This window comes from Aeromicrobium alkaliterrae (assembly GCF_039529015.1).
GTDB classification, from domain to species: Bacteria; Actinomycetota; Actinomycetes; order Propionibacteriales; family Nocardioidaceae; genus Aeromicrobium; species Aeromicrobium alkaliterrae.
In genome coordinates, this window is the sequence record NZ_BAAAME010000002.1 from 395861 (window position 1) to 414312 (window position 18452).

At 72.8% G+C, this 18452-nt stretch carries 13 protein-coding genes; 7 read left to right on the forward strand and 6 right to left on the reverse strand.

The genetic code is table 11. From position 1 onward, the window contains the following. Positions 1-7 precede the first annotated feature (7 nt). Genes ABD127_RS02970 through ABD127_RS02980 form a run of 3 tightly spaced genes read right to left on the reverse strand, consistent with a single transcriptional unit; the run spans position 8 to position 4998 of the window. Complete coding sequence (locus ABD127_RS02970; RefSeq protein ID WP_344197563.1) at positions 8-1771, reverse strand: MFS transporter; 1764 nt, start codon at positions 1769-1771, stop codon at positions 8-10. Positions 1772-1784: 13 nt separating this feature from the next. After that, positions 1785-2528, reverse strand: a complete 744-nt coding sequence (locus ABD127_RS02975) for an LppX_LprAFG lipoprotein (RefSeq protein ID WP_344197565.1) — start codon at positions 2526-2528, stop codon at positions 1785-1787. A 4-nt stretch (positions 2529-2532) separates the two neighbouring features. After that, positions 2533-4998 carry a DNA gyrase/topoisomerase IV subunit A gene (locus ABD127_RS02980; RefSeq protein WP_344197567.1) on the reverse strand — a complete coding sequence of 822 codons (2466 nt, stop codon included), beginning with the start codon at positions 4996-4998 and terminating at the stop codon, positions 2533-2535. 123 nt (positions 4999-5121) lie between these two features. Between ABD127_RS02980 and ABD127_RS02985 the strand changes: the two genes are divergently transcribed. Genes ABD127_RS02985 through ABD127_RS03000 form a run of 4 tightly spaced genes read left to right on the forward strand, consistent with a single transcriptional unit; the run spans position 5122 to position 10168 of the window. Next, a complete protein-coding gene (locus ABD127_RS02985) occupies positions 5122-7830 on the forward strand; it encodes a bifunctional acetate--CoA ligase family protein/GNAT family N-acetyltransferase (protein ID WP_344197570.1) in 2709 nt (902 codons plus the stop codon). Then, positions 7830-8405 carry a DUF5998 family protein gene (locus ABD127_RS02990; protein ID WP_344197572.1) on the forward strand — a complete coding sequence of 192 codons (576 nt, stop codon included), beginning with the start codon at positions 7830-7832 and terminating at the stop codon, positions 8403-8405. The genes ABD127_RS02985 and ABD127_RS02990 overlap by 1 nt, the downstream gene beginning before the upstream one ends. A 38-nt stretch (positions 8406-8443) precedes the next feature. After that, the gene (locus tag ABD127_RS02995) at positions 8444-9502 is read left to right on the forward strand and encodes an alkaline phosphatase family protein (RefSeq protein WP_344197574.1); all 1059 of its coding nucleotides are present in this window, start codon (positions 8444-8446) and stop codon (positions 9500-9502) included. A 12-nt stretch (positions 9503-9514) separates the two neighbouring features. Then, complete coding sequence (locus ABD127_RS03000; protein ID WP_344197576.1) at positions 9515-10168, forward strand: thymidine kinase; 654 nt, start codon at positions 9515-9517, stop codon at positions 10166-10168. A gap of 173 nt (positions 10169-10341) precedes the next feature. Here ABD127_RS03000 and sepH read toward each other — a convergent pair whose 3' ends face one another. The 3 genes from sepH to ABD127_RS03015 all read right to left on the reverse strand — a co-directional run bounded on the left by sepH (position 10342) and on the right by ABD127_RS03015 (position 16053). Beyond that, positions 10342-11352: a septation protein SepH gene (sepH, locus tag ABD127_RS03005; protein ID WP_344197578.1), complete on the reverse strand. Its 1011-nt coding sequence runs from the start codon at positions 11350-11352 to the stop codon at positions 10342-10344. Positions 11353-11448: 96 nt separating this feature from the next. Then, the gene (locus tag ABD127_RS03010) at positions 11449-14847 is read right to left on the reverse strand and encodes a proline dehydrogenase family protein (protein ID WP_344197580.1); all 3399 of its coding nucleotides are present in this window, start codon (positions 14845-14847) and stop codon (positions 11449-11451) included. 12 nt (positions 14848-14859) lie between these two features. Then, the gene (locus ABD127_RS03015; protein WP_344197584.1) at positions 14860-16053 is read right to left on the reverse strand and encodes an MFS transporter; all 1194 of its coding nucleotides are present in this window, start codon (positions 16051-16053) and stop codon (positions 14860-14862) included. Positions 16054-16136: 83 nt separating this feature from the next. Here ABD127_RS03015 and ABD127_RS03020 point away from each other — a divergent pair, with 83 nt between their 5' ends. The 3 genes from ABD127_RS03020 (at position 16137) to ABD127_RS03030 (ending at position 18417) form a co-directional block, all read left to right on the forward strand. Continuing rightward, positions 16137-17180, forward strand: a complete 1044-nt coding sequence (locus ABD127_RS03020; RefSeq protein ID WP_344197586.1) for a ferrochelatase — start codon at positions 16137-16139, stop codon at positions 17178-17180. Further along, positions 17177-17989 carry an inositol monophosphatase family protein gene (locus tag ABD127_RS03025; RefSeq protein ID WP_344197588.1) on the forward strand — a complete coding sequence of 271 codons (813 nt, stop codon included), beginning with the start codon at positions 17177-17179 and terminating at the stop codon, positions 17987-17989. Before ABD127_RS03020 ends, ABD127_RS03025 begins: the two co-directional genes overlap by 4 nt. 128 nt (positions 17990-18117) lie before the next feature. Further along, positions 18118-18417: a DUF4193 domain-containing protein gene (locus ABD127_RS03030; protein ID WP_229051226.1), complete on the forward strand. Its 300-nt coding sequence runs from the start codon at positions 18118-18120 to the stop codon at positions 18415-18417. The last annotated feature ends 35 nt before the right edge of the window (positions 18418-18452 follow it).

The window sequence follows — 18452 nt, forward strand, 5'->3', positions numbered from 1 at the left end:
CGCGATTCTAGCGAGGGGACCGGCGGAGCAGGACGAGGGCCAGCAGCCCCGCGGCGAGCGCGAGCACGGCCGCCGCAGCGAAGACGGTGTGGAGCTGGGTGATGCCGGCGTCCAGCACCAGGTCGTCGTACGCGCGACAGCGCGTCGTGCCGCCGCACACCTCGGCGGGCGACCCGATGTCGCCCGCCTCGGCGTAGAACGCGCGCAGGCCGAGCGTCGTGAGCGCCGAGATGCCGATCAGCATGCCGACCATCCGAGCGACGACGAGCAGCGCGCTGGCGATGCCGTGCACGGCGTCGCGGGTGTGGTCGAGCAGCGCGGCGTTGACGGGGGCGATCGCGAGACCGAATCCGAGACCGCCGGCGACGAGCGACAGGGTCTCGACCGGCGACTCCAGCGAGGTGCGCCCCCACGTCGTCATGTGCCAGAACGCGCCGGCGGAGATCAGCATCGCGACGGCCGTCAGCGGCGCGGGCGGCACCCGGCGCAGCAGCCACCCGCCGAGGATCGCGCCGATCGGCAGCGCGACGAGGAAGCGCACCAGCACGAGGGCGGCGTCGAGCTGGGAGTCGCGGTAGACCGTGAGCCGTGCGAACAGCGGGATGTCGACCAGGGCGGCGATCAGCGAGCCACCGATCAGGAACGAGACGACGACCGCGCCCCAGGCGGGCCGCGAGGCGAGGGCGCCCCGGGGCACGAGCGGGTCGCGGGCGGTGCGCTGTCGGACGACGAACCCCACCAGTGCGGCCGCGCCGATCGCGAGGAGCCAGGGCGCGTCCGGCGAGATCGCGTGCTGCTCGGGGTCGGCCGACGCGAACGAGACGATCACGGTGCCGAGCGCGATCGCGAGCAGGGCGGCGCCGAGCAGGTCGATCTGCCGGGTGACCTCAGGCCACGCGCGCATCGCGACCAAGGGGCGGCGGGCCGTCAGCTGGCGCAGGACGAACAGGGCGAGGACGGCGTAGAGCGCCAGGGCCAGGGGCGTGAGCCAGCGCGAGTCGCCGGTGACCGGGATGAACGCCAGGCCGCTCGTGATGCCGCGCGTCAGCGACTCGGGCTCGATCATGACGACGACGAGCACGACCACGGCGACGACCGCGAGCAGCGCTCCGATCACGTCGGGCACGCCTCGCGATGGTGGGTCGTCGGCCGGGTCGTCGCCGGTGCCGGTCGCGACGGCCGGGTCGCCGGTGCGCAGCCGCAGCATCGCTGCGCCGATCAGCGCGCCCACGGCGGCGTTGAGCCAGAAGATGTCGCGCCAGTCGCCGACGGCCAGGACCACCGCACCGTAGAGGGGCCCGATGACGCTGCCGAGCTCCTGCACCGCGCCGACGACGCCCAGCGGCAGACCTCGACGCTCCGGAGGCCACGCGTCGGCGACCAGGGCGAGCGTCGGCGGGATCAGGCCGCCTCCGCCCAGCCCCTGCACGAAGCGACCGGCGACCATCGACTCCAGGTCGTAGGCGGCGGCCGTGACGACCGAGCCGATCGCGAACACCACGAGGCAGCCGGTCAGGACCGGGAGGCGTCCACGGACGTCGGCGATGCGGCCGATCAGGGGCAGCACCGCGACGTAGCCCAGCAGGAAGCCTGAGACGATCGGTGCGGCGCGCTGCAGCTGGTCGACGTCCAGGCCGACCGCCGACATCATGTCCGGCAGTGCCAGGACGACGACGTAGGTGTCGGCCGCGGCGAAGCCGATCGCGACCGCCGCGAGCGCGAGCAGCCCGTGGGTCGCCGCGCGCACGCCGGCTGGCTGCGGCTGGGTCATCGGCGGTCCGGGTTCAGGCGCCGCCGGTACGGACCGGGGCCTCGATCGTCGGCGACTTCGAGGAGGCGCTGACCGTCACGACGTACGTGACGTCGTCGGTGTCGGGGTAGAAACCACCGGTCAGGGTGACGTCGTGGATCTGGTCGTCCTCGGTCAGCCGCACGACGACGTCGAAGTCGGAGCCGGCGTCGGCCGAGGGGATCAGGGCCGCGACCAGGTCGCCCGGGACCGTGCCGCTGATCGCCGTCAGGACCAGCTTGCCGTCGCGCTCCTGGGTGGCCTTGCCGACGTCGACCTGGTCGAGCAGCGAGGCGATCCCGGCGTCGGTCCCGCCGATCAGCACGGCCGGGTCGGGGGCCCCGAACTCGGCGGGATCGATCGTGAAGAAGTCGGGGGAGAAGCTGGTCTTGGCCCACACCTGGCCGTCGACCGCGATGACCTCCGCCGTCAGGCTCGTCCCACCGGTGGCGATCTTGACGTCGCCGTCGAAGGCGGGCGTGCGGTTGCCGAACCCCGTGGCCGACTCGAGCCCCTTGACGCCCGACGGCAGCTTCCCGTCCAGCGAGAGCGAGAAGTCGAGGCGCTCAGCACTGCCCAGCTCGGCCGCCGCGGCGCTCAGCCGGGTGGCCGCTGCGTCGGGGTCGGTGGTCTCCTCGTCGCCACCGCCGCTGCACCCGGCCAGCAGGGCAGGGACCAGCAGGGCCGGGAGCAGAAGGGCCGCCAGCCGGACACGGGGGATCAGTCGGGGTGCGCGCACCCCGTCAGTCTGACACGCCGACCAGGCCACCGGCAGGACCCGAGACGGCCAGCACCGGCTGGTCGAGCGGGAGGCCGGAGCCGTCGCGGCGGGTGTCGACCTCGGGCAGGGGCACGGGGGAGCCGCTCGCGGCGCACGCCATGGGCTCGCCGTCGCCGACCCAGGCGACGACGAGCGCGTCCTCGCCCTTGAGCAGGCGCTGGCAGCGGACGCCACCCGTGGCACGTCCCTTGCTCGGGTACACCGCCAGCGGCGTGACCTTGGCGGCGCCGGACTCGGTGCCCGGGAGCGCCGACGCGCTGCCCGCGACCGTGACGACGTGGGCCGCCTCGACGTCACGCACCGCGCCGAACGCGACGACGTGGCTGCCCGCCGCGAGCTTGACGCCCGCGATGCCGCCGCCGCTGCGGCCCTGCGGCCGCACGAGGTCGGACCCGAAGTGCAGGAGCTGCGCGTCGGAGGTGATGAAGGCGAGCTGCTCGGTGCCCGTGACGAGGTCGGCGGCCCCCACGACCTCGTCGCCGTCGGCCAGGCTCACCACCTCCCACTCGTCGCGGCCCTTGAGGTGGTCGGGGCGGACCCGCTTGACGATGCCCTGGCGCGTGCCGAGCGCGAGGCCCGGCTGGTCGTCGCCGAAGGTCATGAGCGTCACCGGGGTCGCATCGGTGGCGAGCAGCTCGCTGAGCGGCACGCCACCCTGCACCGACGGCGCGGAGGCCGTGGGCGGCAGCGCGGGCAGGTCGAGGACCGACAGGCGCCGCACGACACCGTCGGCCGTGACGAGGCCGATCTGGCCGCGCGCCGTGGTGCGCACGGCGGCCACCACGACGTCGTGCGCGGCGCGCGACTCGACCGGGCCCGGCGGGGTGGCGTCCGCGGTGCGGGCGAGCAGGCCGGTGGCCGACAGCAGGGCCCAGCACGGGTCGTCGGCGACTTCGACGGGCGTCGCCGCCGTGACGGTCTGGCCGGCGGACTCCAGCAGGATCGTGCGCCGCGGGGTGCCGAACTGCTTCGCCATCGCGGCGAGCTCGTCGCTGACGACGGCGCGCAGGAGCGCGTCGTCGCCGAGGATCGCGTCGAGCTCCTCGATCGTGCGGCGCAGCTCGGCGATCTCGTTCTCGACCGCGATGCGGTCGTACCGGGTCAGGCGGCCGAGCGTCAGGTTCAGGATGTACTCGGCCTGCTCGGTCGAGAGGTCGAAGACCTGCATGAGCCGCTCACGCGCCTCGCCGCGGTTCTCGCTGCCGCGGATCAGCTGGATGACCTCGTCGATGTCGACGAGGGCCAGCAGCAGACCCTCCAGCAGGTGCAGGCGCGCGGCCGCCTTCGCGCGGCGGAAGCCGGTGCGGCGGCGGACGACGTCGAAGCGGTGCTCGAGGTAGACCTCGAGCATCTCCTTGAGCCCGAGGGTGCGCGGCTGGCCGTCGACCAGGGCGACCGCGTTGATGCCGAACGACGTCTCGAGCGGGGTCTGCTTGTAGAGCTGCTCGAGGATCGCCTCGGGCACGAAGCCGTTCTTGACCTCGATGACGATCTCGAGGCCGGCGTGGCGGTCCGAGAGGTTCTTCAGGTCGGCGATGCCCTGCAGCTTCTTGCTCTGGACGAGCTTCTTGACGGCCTCGATGACCTTCTCGGGACCGACGTTGTACGGCAGCTCGGTGATGACGACGGCCTTGCGGCGGCCCACCTGGTCGATGCGGGCGGTGGCGCGCATGCGGAACGACCCGTTGCCCGCGGCGTACGCGTCGCGCACGCCGTCGAGGCCGATGATCTTGCCGCCCGTGGGCAGGTCGGGACCCGGCACGAACCGCATCAGGTCCTCGAGCGTCGCGCTCGGGTGCTTGATCAGGTGGCGGCAGGCCTGCACGACCTCGACGAGGTTGTGCGGGGCGATGTTGGTGGCCATGCCGACCGCGATGCCCGAGGCGCCGTTGACCAGGAGGTTGGGCAGGGCGGCCGGCAGGACCACCGGCTCGGTCTCGCGGCCGTCGTAGTTGGGGCGGAAGTCGACGGTGTCCTCGTCGATCGACGCGGTCATCGCCTCGGCGGCGGCGTCCATGCGGCACTCGGTGTAGCGCATCGCGGCAGGCGGGTCGTCGGGCGAGCCGAAGTTGCCGTGGCCGTCGATCAGCGGCACCCGGAGCGACCAGCTCTGCACCAGGCGCACGAGGGCGTCGTAGATCGCGCTGTCGCCGTGCGGGTGGAGCCGACCCATGACCTCACCGACGGGGCGGGCCGACTTGACGTGCCCGCGATCGCTGCGCAGGCCCATCTCGTCCATCGTGTAGAGGATGCGCCGCTGCACCGGCTTGAGGCCGTCGCGGGCGTCCGGCAGGGCGCGCGAGTAGATGACCGAGTAGGAGTACTCGAGGAAGCTCGAGCGCATCTCCTCCCGGATGTCGGTGTCGACGATGTGCTCCTCGAAGTCGTCCTCGACCTCGGTGCGTCCCGTGCTCGACCTGCGCGCCATGCCGTCCTTCCATCGGGGTCCCGGGGCTCGGGACCGCCCACCATTGTGTCGGCACGGCCCGACCGACCCGCGGGAGCCACGCCGGGAGGCCTGCTGCGGGCCCGCAGGCGGTAGATTGACCTCGTGACCGAAGCGCCCGACACGGTGGACCTCCACCCGGTCCCGGAGTGGGAGGCCGACGTCCTGCTGCGCGACGGCCGCGTCGCCCAGCTGCGGCCCATCGTCTCGGCCGACTCCGAGGAGTTCATCGCGTTCTACGCGCGGGTCTCGGAGGAGTCGAAGTACTTCCGCTTCTTCGCCCCGTACCCGACGTTGTCGGCGCGCGACGTGCGGCGCTTCACCGAGGTCGACCACGACCAGCGCGTCGCCTTCGTGGTGACGCTGCACGGGCGGATCATCGCCGTGGGGCGCTACGACGCCACCAGCCCGGCCGAGGCCGAGGTCGCCTTCCTCGTCGAGGACGCCCACCAGGGCCGCGGCATCGGCCAGCTCCTGCTGGAGCACCTGGCGCAGGCGGGCCGCGAGCGCGGGCTCGAGCGCTTCCACGCCGAGGTGCTGCCGAGCAACAACCGGATGCTCCAGGTCTTTCGCGAGATGGGCTACTCGCTCACCGCCGAGCTGGCCGACGGCGTGCAGCAGCTGACCTTCCCGCTCGACGCCACCGACACCTCGGTCGGCGTCATGCGGGCGCGCGAGCAGCGCGCCGAGGCCGCCTCGATCGCCCGCATCTTCGACGCCCGCAGCATCGCGGTCGTCGGCGCCAGCCGCCGTCAGGACTCGATCGGCCAGGCCATGGTGCGCAACCTCGTGCTCGGCGACTACTCGGGCGCGGTCTACGCGGTCAACAGCAGTGCCGAGGCCGTCTCGGGCCTGCCGGCGTACGCGACGGTGCAGGACATCCCCGGCGAGGTCGACGTCGCGATCGTCGCGGTCCCGGCCGAGTCGGTCACCGACGTCGTCCTGGACTGCGCCGCGAAGGGCGTCCACGGCCTCGTGGTCATCTCGGCCGGCTTCGCCGAGGAGGGTGCCGAGGGCCGCAAGCGCCAGCGGGGCCTCCTGGGCCTGTGCCGCTCGTACGGCCTGCGGCTGATCGGCCCCAACTGCCTCGGGGTCATCAACACCGCGCCGCAGGTGCAGCTCAACGCCTCGCTCTCGCCGGCGATGCCGCCGCAGGGGCGCGTCGGCTTCTTCTGCCAGTCCGGCGCCCTGGGCACCGCGATCCTGGAGACCGTCTCGCGCCGCGGGCTCGGCCTGTCGACCTTCGTCTCGGCCGGCAACCGTGCCGACGTCTCGGGCAACGACCTCCTGCAGTTCTGGCAGGAGGACGACTCGACCGAAGTCGTCCTGCTGTACCTGGAGTCGATCGGCAACCCCCGCAAGTTCTCGCGCATCGCCCGTCGCGTCGCGGCCACCAAGCCGATCGTCGCCGTCAAGTCCGGCCGGTCCACCCAGGGCGTGCCCGTGGGGCACACCGTCCGCCGCAGCTCGGCGCCCCAGGCGGCGGTCGACGCGATGTTCCGCCAGGCCGGCGTGATCCAGGTCGACACCCTCGACGAGATGTTCGACGTCGCCCAGGTGCTGGCCCACCAGCCCCTGCCGCGCGGCAACCGCGTGGCCATCGTCGGCAACTCCGACGCGATGGCGCTGCTCGTCGCCGACGCCGGCAGCGCCGCGGGCCTGGAGGTGCTCAAGCCGGTCTCGCTGGGCGCGTCCGCCGACGCCGAGGACTTCGAGGCCGCGATCGAGAACGCCCTGGCCAACCCGCTGGTCGACGCGCTGGTCGTGGTCTACATCCCGCCGCTCAACACGACCGGCGAGGAGGTCGCCAACGTGCTGGCGGCGATCGGCGAGCAGTCCGACAAGCCCATCGTGTCGACCTTCCTCGGCAGCGAGGGCGTCCCCGAGCTGCTGCGCGTGCCTGACGTCGCGGGCGGCTCGGCCGGTCGCGGCTCGGTGCCGTCGTACTCGGCGCCCGAGTCGGCCGTGCGCGCCCTGGCCCGCGTCGTCAACTACGCCGAGTGGGCTTCGCGCGAGCACGGCGACTTCGCCCACTTCGACGACATCCGCGCCGGCGACGCCCGCGCGCTGATCGACCAGGTCCTCGAGCTCGCGCCCCGGGGTGCCGTGCTCTCGACCGAGCAGGTCCACGCGCTGCTCGACTGCTACGGCATCGACATGTGGACCTGGATCAACGTGCACGACGCCGACGAGGCGGTCGCGGCGGGGGAGCAGCTCGGCTGGGACGTCGTGCTCAAGGCCGGCAGTGAGCACCTGCGTGCCCGCCCCGACCTCGCCCACATCTGGCGCGCGATCCACTCGGCCGACGACATGCGTCGGGCGTGGGAGGAGATGTCGCGCTGGTCCGGCGTCCGCGCCGACACCCGGTTCTACGTGCAGCGCACCGTCAACGACGGCGTGCCGCTCGCCCTCAGTGCGTCCGAGGACGGCCTGTTCGGCCCGCTCGTGGCGTTCGGTCTGTCCGGGGCGCCCAGCGAGCTGCTGGGCGATCGCACGTACGGCATCCCGCCGCTGACCGACGTCGACGTCTCGACGATGGTCACCGACCTGCGGGCCGCGCCGCTGCTGTTCGGGTACCGCGGCTCCGAGCCGGTCGACGTGCCCGCGATCCACGACCTGCTGCTGCGGGTCGCCGCGCTCAAGGACGACCTGCCCGAGGTCTCCGAGCTCGACCTCGAGCCGGTCGTCGTGCGACCCGACGGCGTCACGGTGCTCAGCGCCCGCGCGAAGGTCGTCCCGACCCAGGACCGACGGGGCGAGTGGTACACCCGTCGCCTGAACTCGCCCACCCCGCTGGGCGATACGCTGGCGTGATGGCCATCGACCGCACCGCCGAGCTCTACGCCGCGATCTCGCGCAGCGGGTACTACCCCGACATTGTCGCCGACGGCCTCCGTGACGCCCTTGCAGGTGAGGAGGTGGGCGCGTTCGTCGCGCACCACGAGCCCACCTTCGACCGCGACGAGATCCGCCGTCACATGACGGTGCTGGTGCTCACCGACACGCGCATCGTGCTGCTCCACACCGACGAGCACGCCCCGGACGACCTCGTGCCGCGCCCGTACACGTCGACGACCTCGGAGGCCGTCAGCCTCGAGCGGGTCGCCTCGGTCGTCGTCTCCCGCATCGTCTCCACGGCCGGGAAGCTCGAGGAGGCCGTGCTCACGATCGGCTGGGGCGCGGTCGCCCGGGTCGACCTGGAGCCCGCACGCTGCGACGACCCGAGCTGCGAGGCCGACCACGGATACACCGGCTCGATCAGCGGCGACGACTTCTCCCTGCGTCTCGCGACCGCCGGCGACGGCGGCCACGCGGTCGAGGAGCTGCTCGCCTTCGCGCGACACCTCTCGACCGTCACGTCGCGACCCTCGGCGCTGGGCCGCGGCTGACCGTGTCGTCGTCCCCGGGATCACCGCACATCCATGACGTGTGGCCGTCGGTGGGCGCCGCCCTCGGCGTGCCCGGCCTGGTCGACGTCCTCGGGCTGCCGCAGGCGCGCGGCTACGTCGTGTTCCTGGTCGACGGCCTGGGAGAGCTGAACCTGCGCGAGAACGCCGCGCATGCGCCGTTCCTGAGCGGGCTCGAGGCGGTCCCGGGAGTGCGCAGCAACATCCCGTCCACGACCGTCACGAGCCTGACCTCGCTGGGCACCGGGCTCGCCCCTGGCCGCCACGGCGTGTCCGGGTACACCGTGCGGGTGCCCGAGACGGGGGAGCGGCTCAACTCGATCGCCTGGGACCGCCCGCTCGATCCGCGCGAGTGGCAGCCCCACGAGATGGTGCTGACGCGCATGGCGCGCGAGGGCATCGCGTCGGCCGCGGTCAACGAGGCGCGCTTCAGGGGCTCCGGCCTGACCCAGTGCAGCCAGCGCGACGTCCCGTACCACGGGGTGACCTCGAGCTGGGAGCGTCACGACGTGCTGCTCGACCTGACCGAGGCCGACGGACGTCCGGCGGTCTACGCCTACGAGTCGAATCTCGACCACACGGGGCACAAGCACGGTTGCACGAGCGAGGAGTGGCGGGTCGAGCTGCGGCGCATCGACGACGACCTGCGGCGCCTGCGCACCGATCTGCCGGACGACGTGCGCCTCGTCGTGACGGCCGACCACGGCATGGTCGACCTCCCGGTCGAGGGACGCTTCGACGTCGACGAGCACCCGCGCCTGCTGGACGACGTCGAGCTCCTGGCCGGCGAGGCGCGGTTCCGTCACGTCCACACGCGTCCCGGCGCTGCGCCAGAGGTCGCCCAGCGCTGGCGCGACCTGCTCGGCGATCGGGCCGAGGTGCGGCTGCGCGAGGAGTGCGAGGACTGGTTCGGCACCGTCGAGCCCGAGGTCGAGCAGCGCTTCGGCGACGTCGTGGTCGCCGCGCAGGACGACTTCGCGGTGTTCAGCTCGCGCGAGTTCGCCCGCGAGATGGAGATGGCCGGATTCCACGGCTCGACGAGCGAGGTCGAGACCCGCATCCCGCTGCTCTGGTGCTGACAGGATGGACCCATGGCCGACCTGACCTTCTACTCCGGCACGATGGACTCGGGCAAGAGCACGCTGGCCCTCCAGGTCGACCACAACCACCGCGCGCGCTCGCGCCAGGGGCGGGTCTTCACCTCGCGTGACCGCGCCGGCACCGGCGTCATCTCGAGCCGACTGGGGTTGTCGGTCTCGGCGATCGAGGTCGACGCCGACTTCGACTTCTGGGGCTACGTGGTCCACGAGCTGACGCACGCGCAGCGGATCGACTACATCGTGGCCGACGAGGCGCAGTTCTACACGACGTCCCAGATCGACACCCTCGCCAAGATCGCCGACGAGCTCGACATCGACGTCTTCTGCTTCGGCATCCTGACCGACTTCCGCACACGGCTGTTCGAGGGCTCGGCCCGCTTGGTCGAGCTCGCTGACCGCGTCCTGACGCTGCAGGTCGAGACGCTCTGCTGGTGCGGTTCCCGAGCCACGCACAACGCTCGCACCGAGAACGGCGTCATGGTGACCGAGGGCGACGTCATCGTGGTCGGCGACGTCGAGGACCCGGACCGCCCGCTGCCCCAGGTCGGCTACGAGGTGCTGTGCCGGCGTCACCACCGCCGCCGCCTGACGGCCGCCGCGGCCCAGGCGGCCGCGATGTCGCCCGACGTCCTGCCGTTCGACTGACCCCACCCCGCCAGGGGTTGGGCGGTGGATCTGCCACCGTTCGCGGGCGGCCGCGGGGGTGGACGGTGGGCTAGCCACCTTTCAAGGGTGCCCAAAGGTGGCTGAGCCACCGCCCCCTGGCGTGCGGAGGCCCGAAAGGTGGTGGATCCACCGCCCCTCGGGGTGGAGCGGCGTCAGCCGTCGCGGCCGCCGAACATGATCTCGTCCCAGCTGGGCACGCGCCGGCGCTCGTGCTTGCGCTTGTCCTCGGCGGCCGGGGCGGCCGGCTCGTCGTCGACGGGGGGAGCGGAGGTCTCGGCGCGCTCCGGGGCGGGCTGGAGCTCCGGCTCCGGCTCGGTCCGGCTCTCGTCGAGGTCGCCGAAGTCGAGCTGGTCGGGATGCTGGTCGTCCGAGGCCGGCTCGACGTGCGCCATCTGCTCCAGGGCCCGACGGTCGCGCGCCTCCTTGAGCGAGGCGACCGGAGCGCTGGTGGCGTAGTCCTCGGCGACGACCTGGGCGGCGGTGACGACCGAGCCCTCGCCCTCGACCGGATCGCCCTGGTGACGCACCGCGTCGGCCAAGGCCATGTCGGACGACTCGTCCGGGTGGGCGACGTCGCCCACCAGCCCGTGCGCGAGGTCGTCAGCCGGGAGCACGAAGCGGCTCTTGACGTCGAAGATGAAGTGCGCGGACGGCTCGCCGGTCGGGGTCACGATGACGGCCCAGCGGCCGTCCTCACGGCGCCAGGCGTCCCAGGCCGCGTCGTCGGGCGGGGATCCGGCGGCCGCCAGGCACTCGTCGACGATCGAGCCGAGCGCGACGGGCGCACCGCCGACGTGCTTGCGGCGCAGCGGGGTCGCGCGGGCCTGCTCGGCCATGTAGGCGCGCTCGGCGAGCACGGGCGTCGCGAAACCGTCGATCTGCTCGGTCGGCACACCCGCGGCATCGGCGACCTCCGCGACGGTCTCGCCGCGACGGATGCGGGTCTGGATGTCACGCGGGCTCAGCGCACTCTGCATGATCGAATCTCCGGACTTCGTGGACTCCCGAGGACGATACCCCGGTCGGCGGCGGTGCTCGGAGAGCGCGACGATCCGCTTGAGCCGGTCGTCGATCGGGACCGTGAACTCCTCGCCGGTCCCCGGATCGCGGGCGACGAGGCCTTCGCCGTCGTCGCTCAGCCGGTCCGGACCGAGTTCACGCATGTCGCCTCCTTGCTGCCCTGTCATTGTCACCCGAAGCACCGGCGAATCCGGGAGGACGCGCCGCTGGGCTCATCCTGCCGCCGAGGGCCCGCTGGCTCACCGAGGACCGCGCGGCAGCAGGCCGGCGAGAGCCGGCACCGGGTTGCCGAAGCGGTGATGGGTGATCGAGATCGACTGCTCGTGCAGGAACGTCAGCAGCTCGACGCGGCCGGACTGCGTGACCTCGCCCGTGACGAACGCGACGTCCGGGTCGCCGTCGACGGCGCGCGCCGCCGCCACGTGGGAGGCCCGCACGAGCCGGACCCGCTCGGGGCGGGTGGAGTCGAGACGTTCGAGCCAGGCGTCGTCGCCCTCGACGTGCACCTCGACCCCGGGCACGAGGACCCGCGTGTCGGTGCTGATGACGATGGGCGCGCCGGCGCGGGCTGCGGCCAGGGCGAGGCGCAGGACGTCGCGACGCGAGCCCTCGACCCGGGCCACGACCGGAACGGGGAGGTAGCGCAGCAGGTTGCGCTCGGCCGTGAGCTTCGAGACGTCCTTGGTCAGACCGAACTCACGGCGCCAGGCCAGCTCGTCGGAACGGGCGGCCGCGTCGAGCCAGGCCACGTCGGCGCGGGGGAGGTCGTCGAGCACGTTGGGCAGCAACAGCCCGCTGACCGCGTCGCTGGTCTCGACGTCGGCGACACGGCGCAGCGGACGCGGGGTCCACTCACCGAGGCGGACCAGGTAGTTGGGGCCGCCGGCCTTCGTGGTGGGACCGACCGTGGAGCGCTTCCAGCCACCGAACGGCTGCCGCTGGACGATCGCCCCGGTCGTGCCGCGGTTGACGTACAGGTTGCCGGCCTCGACCCGGTCGACCCAGGTCGAGATCTCCTGCGGATCGAGCGAGTGCAGGCCCGCCGTGAGTCCGTAGTCGGTGGCGTTCTGCCAGGTGATCGCGGTGGGGAGGTCGGGCGCGTGCATCAGGCCGAGCACGGGACCGAAGTACTCGGTGCGGTGGAACTCGCTGCCCGGACGCACGCCGGTGCGCACCCCGGGCGACCACAGGCGCCCCGTCGCGTCGAGCTGCTCGGGCTCCACGAGCCACGACTCGCCCTCGCCGAGCTCGGTCAGCCCCGACCGCAGCTTCTCGCCCGGGGTCTCGACGAGCGGACCCATCTCGGCGGACGGGTCGGTGGGGTGCGCGACGTGGATCGAGCGGACCGCGTCGACGAGCTGGCGACGGAAGCGCTCGGAGTCGCCGACCGAGCCGACCAGGATGCCGAGGCTGGCCGCGGAGCACTTCTGCCCCGCGTGGCCGAACGCGCTCTGCACGAGGTCGGCGACCGCGAGGTCGAGGTCGGCGCTGGGCGTGACGACGAGGGCGTTCTTGCCGCTGGTCTCGGCGTGCAGGCGCAGCTCGGGTCGCCAGGAGCGGAACAGGTTGGCCGTCTCCCAGCCGCCGGTCAGGATGACCCGGTCGACGTCGGAGTGCGCCACGAGCGCCTTGCTCAGCGGGCCCTCCGGAACCGTCACGAGGCGCAGGGCCTCGCGCGGGATGCCGGCCTGCCACAGCGCCTCGACGACCACGGCGGCGCATCGCTGCGCCTGCGGAGCGGGCTTGACGACGACGGCGCTGCCGGCGGCGAGCGCCGCCAGCATCGAGCCTGCCGGGATCGCGACGGGGAAGTTCCACGGCGGGGTCACCACCGTGAGCGCCGAGGGGACGAACACCGCGCCGTCGACGGCCTCGAGCCGCAGGAGCGACTCGGCGTAGTAGTGGGCGAAGTCGATCGCCTCGCTGACCTCGACGTCGGCCTGCGCGACGGTCTTGCCGGCCTCGGCGGCCATGACCGCGACGAGGTCGCCGCGGCGGTGCGCCAGCGCGTGCCCGGCCTGGTGCAGCAGCCAGCTGCGGACCTGGGCGTCGCGGGCCTGCCACCGGGTGCCGGCCTCGCGGGTCTGCCGCACCAGCGTCTCGAGCCCGGCCGGACCGTGGATGCGGGCGTCCTCGATGGTCTGGCGCCCGAGCGTCGTGTAGGCGCTGCGCTCGAGCAGCTCGAGCGCCCAGGCGCGGTTGCCGGCGAGGGACGGGTCGGTGTCGGGGGTGTTCGCGAAGGCCGCGACCTCGGTCTTGAACGTCTCGTGGCGCCGGTCCTGCGTGCGGTGGCGCGTCGGGGCGGCGCGCTCCATCAGGTCGACCGAGGCGAGGAACCGGTCGGCCTCACGGGTGAAGGTGGCGGTGTCGTCGAGTCCGAAGACCGACGACATGAAGTTCTCGCTGCTGGCGTTCTCCTCCAGGCGGCGCACGAGGTAGGCGATCGCGACGTCGAACTCGTCGGGGTGCACGACCGGCGTGTAGAGCAGGACCTGTCCGACGGTGTCGCGCACGGCCCGGACGGGGCCCGCGTCCATGCCGAGCAGCATCTCGACGTCGATCGCGGAGGTGACGCCGCGGTCCTCGGCGAGCAGCCAGGCCCACGCGATGTCGAACAGGTTCTGCCCGGCCACGCCGATCCGGATCGCGTCGACCCGGTCGGGCTGCAGGGCCGTGTCGAGCAGCCGCTTGTACGAGGCGTCGGTCTCGGCCTTGCTGCCCCACGTGGCCAGGGGCCAGTGGTGCACCTCGGCGTCGACCCGCTCCATCGCGAGGTTGGCGCCCTTGACGACGCGGACCTTGACGGGTGCGCCGCCGCGGAGGCGGCGCTCGTACGCCCAGCGGTGCAGTCGCTCGTACGCCTCGTGGGCGTCGGGGAGGTAGGCCTGGAGCACGATGCCGGCGGTCAGGTCGGGGAAGTCCTCGAGGACCCGGGTGAACACCGCGATCGTCAGGTCGAGGTCGCGGTACTCCTCCATGTCGAGGTTGACGAACTTCGCCGTGGTGGGGTCGTCGCCCTGCGCGGCGGCGTAGACCGGACGCAGGTGCTCGACGACGCGCGCGACCGTCGCGTCGAAGCCCCACAGCGACAGGCGGCTCGCGACCGAGGAGACCTTGACCGACACGTAGTCGACGTCGGAGCGACCCAGCAGGTCGACGACGGCGTCGCGGCGGCGGGTGGCCTCGCCCTCGCCGAGCACGGCCTCGCCCAGGAGGTTGAGGTTGAGGCGGTGGCCGCCCTTCGTCAGGTGCGCGATCGTCGAGCCGAGGGGGTCGGGCCGCGCGTCGACGACGAGATGACCGACGAGGCGGCGCAGGACCTTGGTGGCGGTGCGCACGACGAAGCCGGGGGCCACGCGGGAGAGCCGGGCGCCCCAGCGCAGCGCCGAGCGCTGGTGCCACGGCAGGAAGCCGGGAGGACGGCGCGCGAGGCGGCGCAGGTTGGCCGCCGCGACGTCGTGGTCCTCGGGACGGATGACCCGGTCGACGAAGTCGATCGTGAACTCGAGACCGTCAGGATCGGCGAGCAGGTCGCTGAGACGGCGCGCCGCGGGGTCGACCCGGCGGCGTGGCGAGGCGTCGACCCACGAGCGCGCCAGGGCCACGGCGCGCGCGGGCAGGTGCTGAGCGTCGGTCATGACACGTCCACCCTAGTGCCGCGCGACCTCGGTTGACTGCGGGAGTCGGAAGAGAAACGCCACACCCGTCGCGACGACTCCCGCGGCGAGCGGCACGAGGAACCCCGCGGAGGCGTTCCAGGCGTGGTCGACGACCCATCCGGACAGCGCGGCGCCTGGCGCGACACCCACGGAGAGACCCAGCGTGGTCCACGACAGGGCCTCCGTCAGGCGGGCCTCGGGCACGTTCTGACGCACGAGGTGGACCGCGGCGACGAGGGTCGGCGAGATGGCGGCGCCCCCGACCAGGAGGAACACCGCCGTCCAGCCGAGCTCGGAGAGCAGGGCGAGCGGCACGAAGGAGACAGTCAGGGCGACCAGCGCGAGACGCAGGCGTCGCACGACGTCGTCCGGCGTCGGCAGCAGGCCCACCGCGAGACCGGCGCTGAGGCTGCCGAAGGCCCAGACCGCCAGCATCACGCCGGCCAGGCCCGGACGGCCCTGCTCCTCGGTGAGCGCCACCACGACGACCTCGGCGGCGCCGAAGATGATGCCGATGCCGATGCTCGCGACGACGACCGGGACGAGGATGCGCGGGTCGAGCGGCGGACGCGGGCCCGTCTCGTGCCGGACCGTCGGGGGAGCGGTCGCCCGCTGGGCACCGAGCGCGAGGCTGCCCAGGGTGCCGACGACGCCCGCGAGGGCGATGCCGGCGAACTCGTGCGCCTGCAGCGTCAACCACGTGGCGACGACGGGCCCGACGATGAACACGACCTCGTCGAGCACCGCCTCGAGGGCGAAGGCCGTGTTGAGCTCGTCGGGGTCGTCGAGCTGGTGCGACCAGCGGGCGCGCACCATGTTGCCGGTCTGCGGGGTCGCCGCACCGGCCAGGACGGCGGCCAGGTGGGGCAGCGGGGTCGCAGCGTCCTGCGCGATCGCCAGGACCAGCAGGGCCACGCCCGTGCCGAACGCCAGCGCCCAGAGGACCAGGACCCGTGACTGCCCCCACGTGTCGATCAGGCGACCCTGCAGCGGAGCGGTGGCCGCGGCCGCGAGCACGTACGCCGCCGAGACCGTGCCGGCGAACGCGTACGAGTCGGTGCGGCCCGCGACGACGATGACGATCGACAGCCCGAGCATCGACAGCGGCAGGCGCGAGACGAGGCCCGTCGAGCTGAACGCGAAGGTGCCCGGACGCGAGAGGACCACGCGGTACGGCGATGCCATCGGTCGTCCTCCTCGTCGGGTCCGGGGTCACTCTAGGGCGGCACACCGACAGCAGTTCTCGGGCGGGGTGACACGATGGGTCCATGCACGACACCGCACCGCTGGACGCGATCCTGCTGGTCTCCTTCGGAGGCCCCGAGCACGCCGACGAGGTGGTCCCGTTCCTCGAGAACGTCACCCGCGGCAAGGGCATTCCGAAGGAACGCCTCGTCGAGGTGGGTGAGCACTACTTCGGCTTCGGCGGCCGATCGCCGATCAACGACGCGAACCGCGCGCTGATGGCGGGCATCCAGGCGGACCTCGCCGAGAACGGCGTCGACCTCCCGGTGTACTGGGGCAACCGGAACTGGGACCCCTACCTGCGCGAGACGCTGGAGCAGATGGTCGCCGACGGGCACCGCGAGATCGCCTGCTTCGTCACGAGCGCGTACTCGTCGTACTCCGGCTGCCGGCAGTACCGCGAGGATCTCTTCGAGGCGTCCGAGGGCCTCGACGTCCGGCTGCACCGGCTGCGGCACTACTTCAACCACCCGGGATTCGTCGAGCCCGTCACCGACGCCGTGCGCGCCGCGCTCGACGCGGCACCGGACGGCACGCGGCTGGTGTTCGTGACCCACTCGATCCCCGACACGATGAACGAGGCCTCGGGCGGGCCCGGTGCCTTCGCGTACGAGCGTCAGCACCGCGAGGTCGCCCGGCTCGTCAGCGACGCCGTCGGTCACGCCGAGCACGACCTCGTCTACTGCTCCCGGTCGGGCCCGCCGCAGGTGCCGTGGCTCGAGCCCGACGTCAACGACCACCTCGAGAAGCTCAGCGCGCAGGGCGTCACGTCGGTCGCGGTCGTGCCGATCGGCTTCATCTCCGACCACATGGAGGTCGTCTACGACCTCGACACGGAGGCCTCGGCCACCGCTGCCGAGCTCGGCCTGACCTACGTGCGCGTCGGGACGCCCGACACCGCCGACGCCTTCATCGCGATGGTGCGCGACCTGGTCCTGGAGCGGGCGGCTGCGCTGCGTGGCGAGGACCCCGACCGGGCGACGCTGGGCGACATGCCGCCGTGGGCGGACCACTGTGCCGCCGACTGCTGCCTGAACGCCCGCTCGACCCGCACGGCGCTCGCGTGAGCGCGGACGCCTTCGCCGGCCAGCACGGCGAGCTGCTGTCGCTCGCGGTGGACGTGGGGCGGGAGGCCGCCGAGCTCGTGCGCCGGCGCCGTCCGGAGGGACGCGTCCCGGTCGCCGACGTGAAGTCGAGCGCGACCGATCCCGTCACCGAGATCGACCGGGCGAGCGAGGAGCTGATACGCCGCCTGGTGGCCGAGGCCCGCCCCGACGACGGGTTCCTCGGCGAGGAGGGCGACACGCTGGTCGGCACGAGCGGCGTCGAGTGGGTCGTCGACCCGATCGACGGCACGGTCAACTTCATGTACGGCGTGCCGGCGTACGCCGTCTCGATCGCGGCGCGCACGGGCGACCAGGTCGTCGCGGGCTTCGTCGTCAACGTCGCCGACGGGCGGGCGTGGGGCGCGACGCTCGGCGGTGGCGCGTACCGGCTCGACGGCGAGCCGCGTCGCTTCGTCACGCCGACCCCGCCGCCCCTGACCCACCTCTTGGTCGCGACGGGGTTCGGCTACGACCCGGAGGTCCGGGCCGCGCAGGGAGCCAGCGTCACGCAGCTCCTGCCGCAGGTCCGGGACATCCGTCGCATCGGCGCCGCGGCACTCGACCTCTGCGCGCTCGCGGAGGGCACCGTCGACGCCTACGTCGAGCGCGGACTGCAGCCGTGGGACCTCGCGGCGGGCGGCCTGATCGCGACGGAGGCGGGCTGCGTCCTCTCCGGCCTGGAGGGCGCTCCGGACCGCCGACTGGTGATGGGTGCGCACCCGGAGATCGCGCCGGAATATTTCGAGCTCGTCCGCGCTTGTGGGTTCTGACGTCGCTCTGGGGTCGGTGTGCAACAATCACCCGGCCGGACGCTCGACCCGCACCCAGGACGCGCGATCACGACGTCATCTTGACCGCCCACACCACCGGGTACGCCTGACGCTGGAGGAACTCACACATGGCCACCGATTACGACGCTCCCCGCAAGACCGAGGAGGAGCAGTCCGAGGACTCGATCGAGGAGCTCAAGGCACGTCGCCACGAGAAGAACTCCGGCAAGGTCGACGAGGACGAGGTCGAGGCGGCCGAGTCCTTCGAGCTCCCCGGTGCTGATCTCTCGCACGAGGAGCTGGCCGTCCAGGTCGTTCCCAAGCAGCTCGACGAGTTCACCTGCAGCTCCTGCTTCCTGGTGCACCACCGCAGCCAGCTCGCGGAGGAGAAGGGCACGCAGCTCATCTGCCGCGACTGCGCGTACTGAGCCCGACCTGCTTCACGTCTGCTCACCGCTGAGGC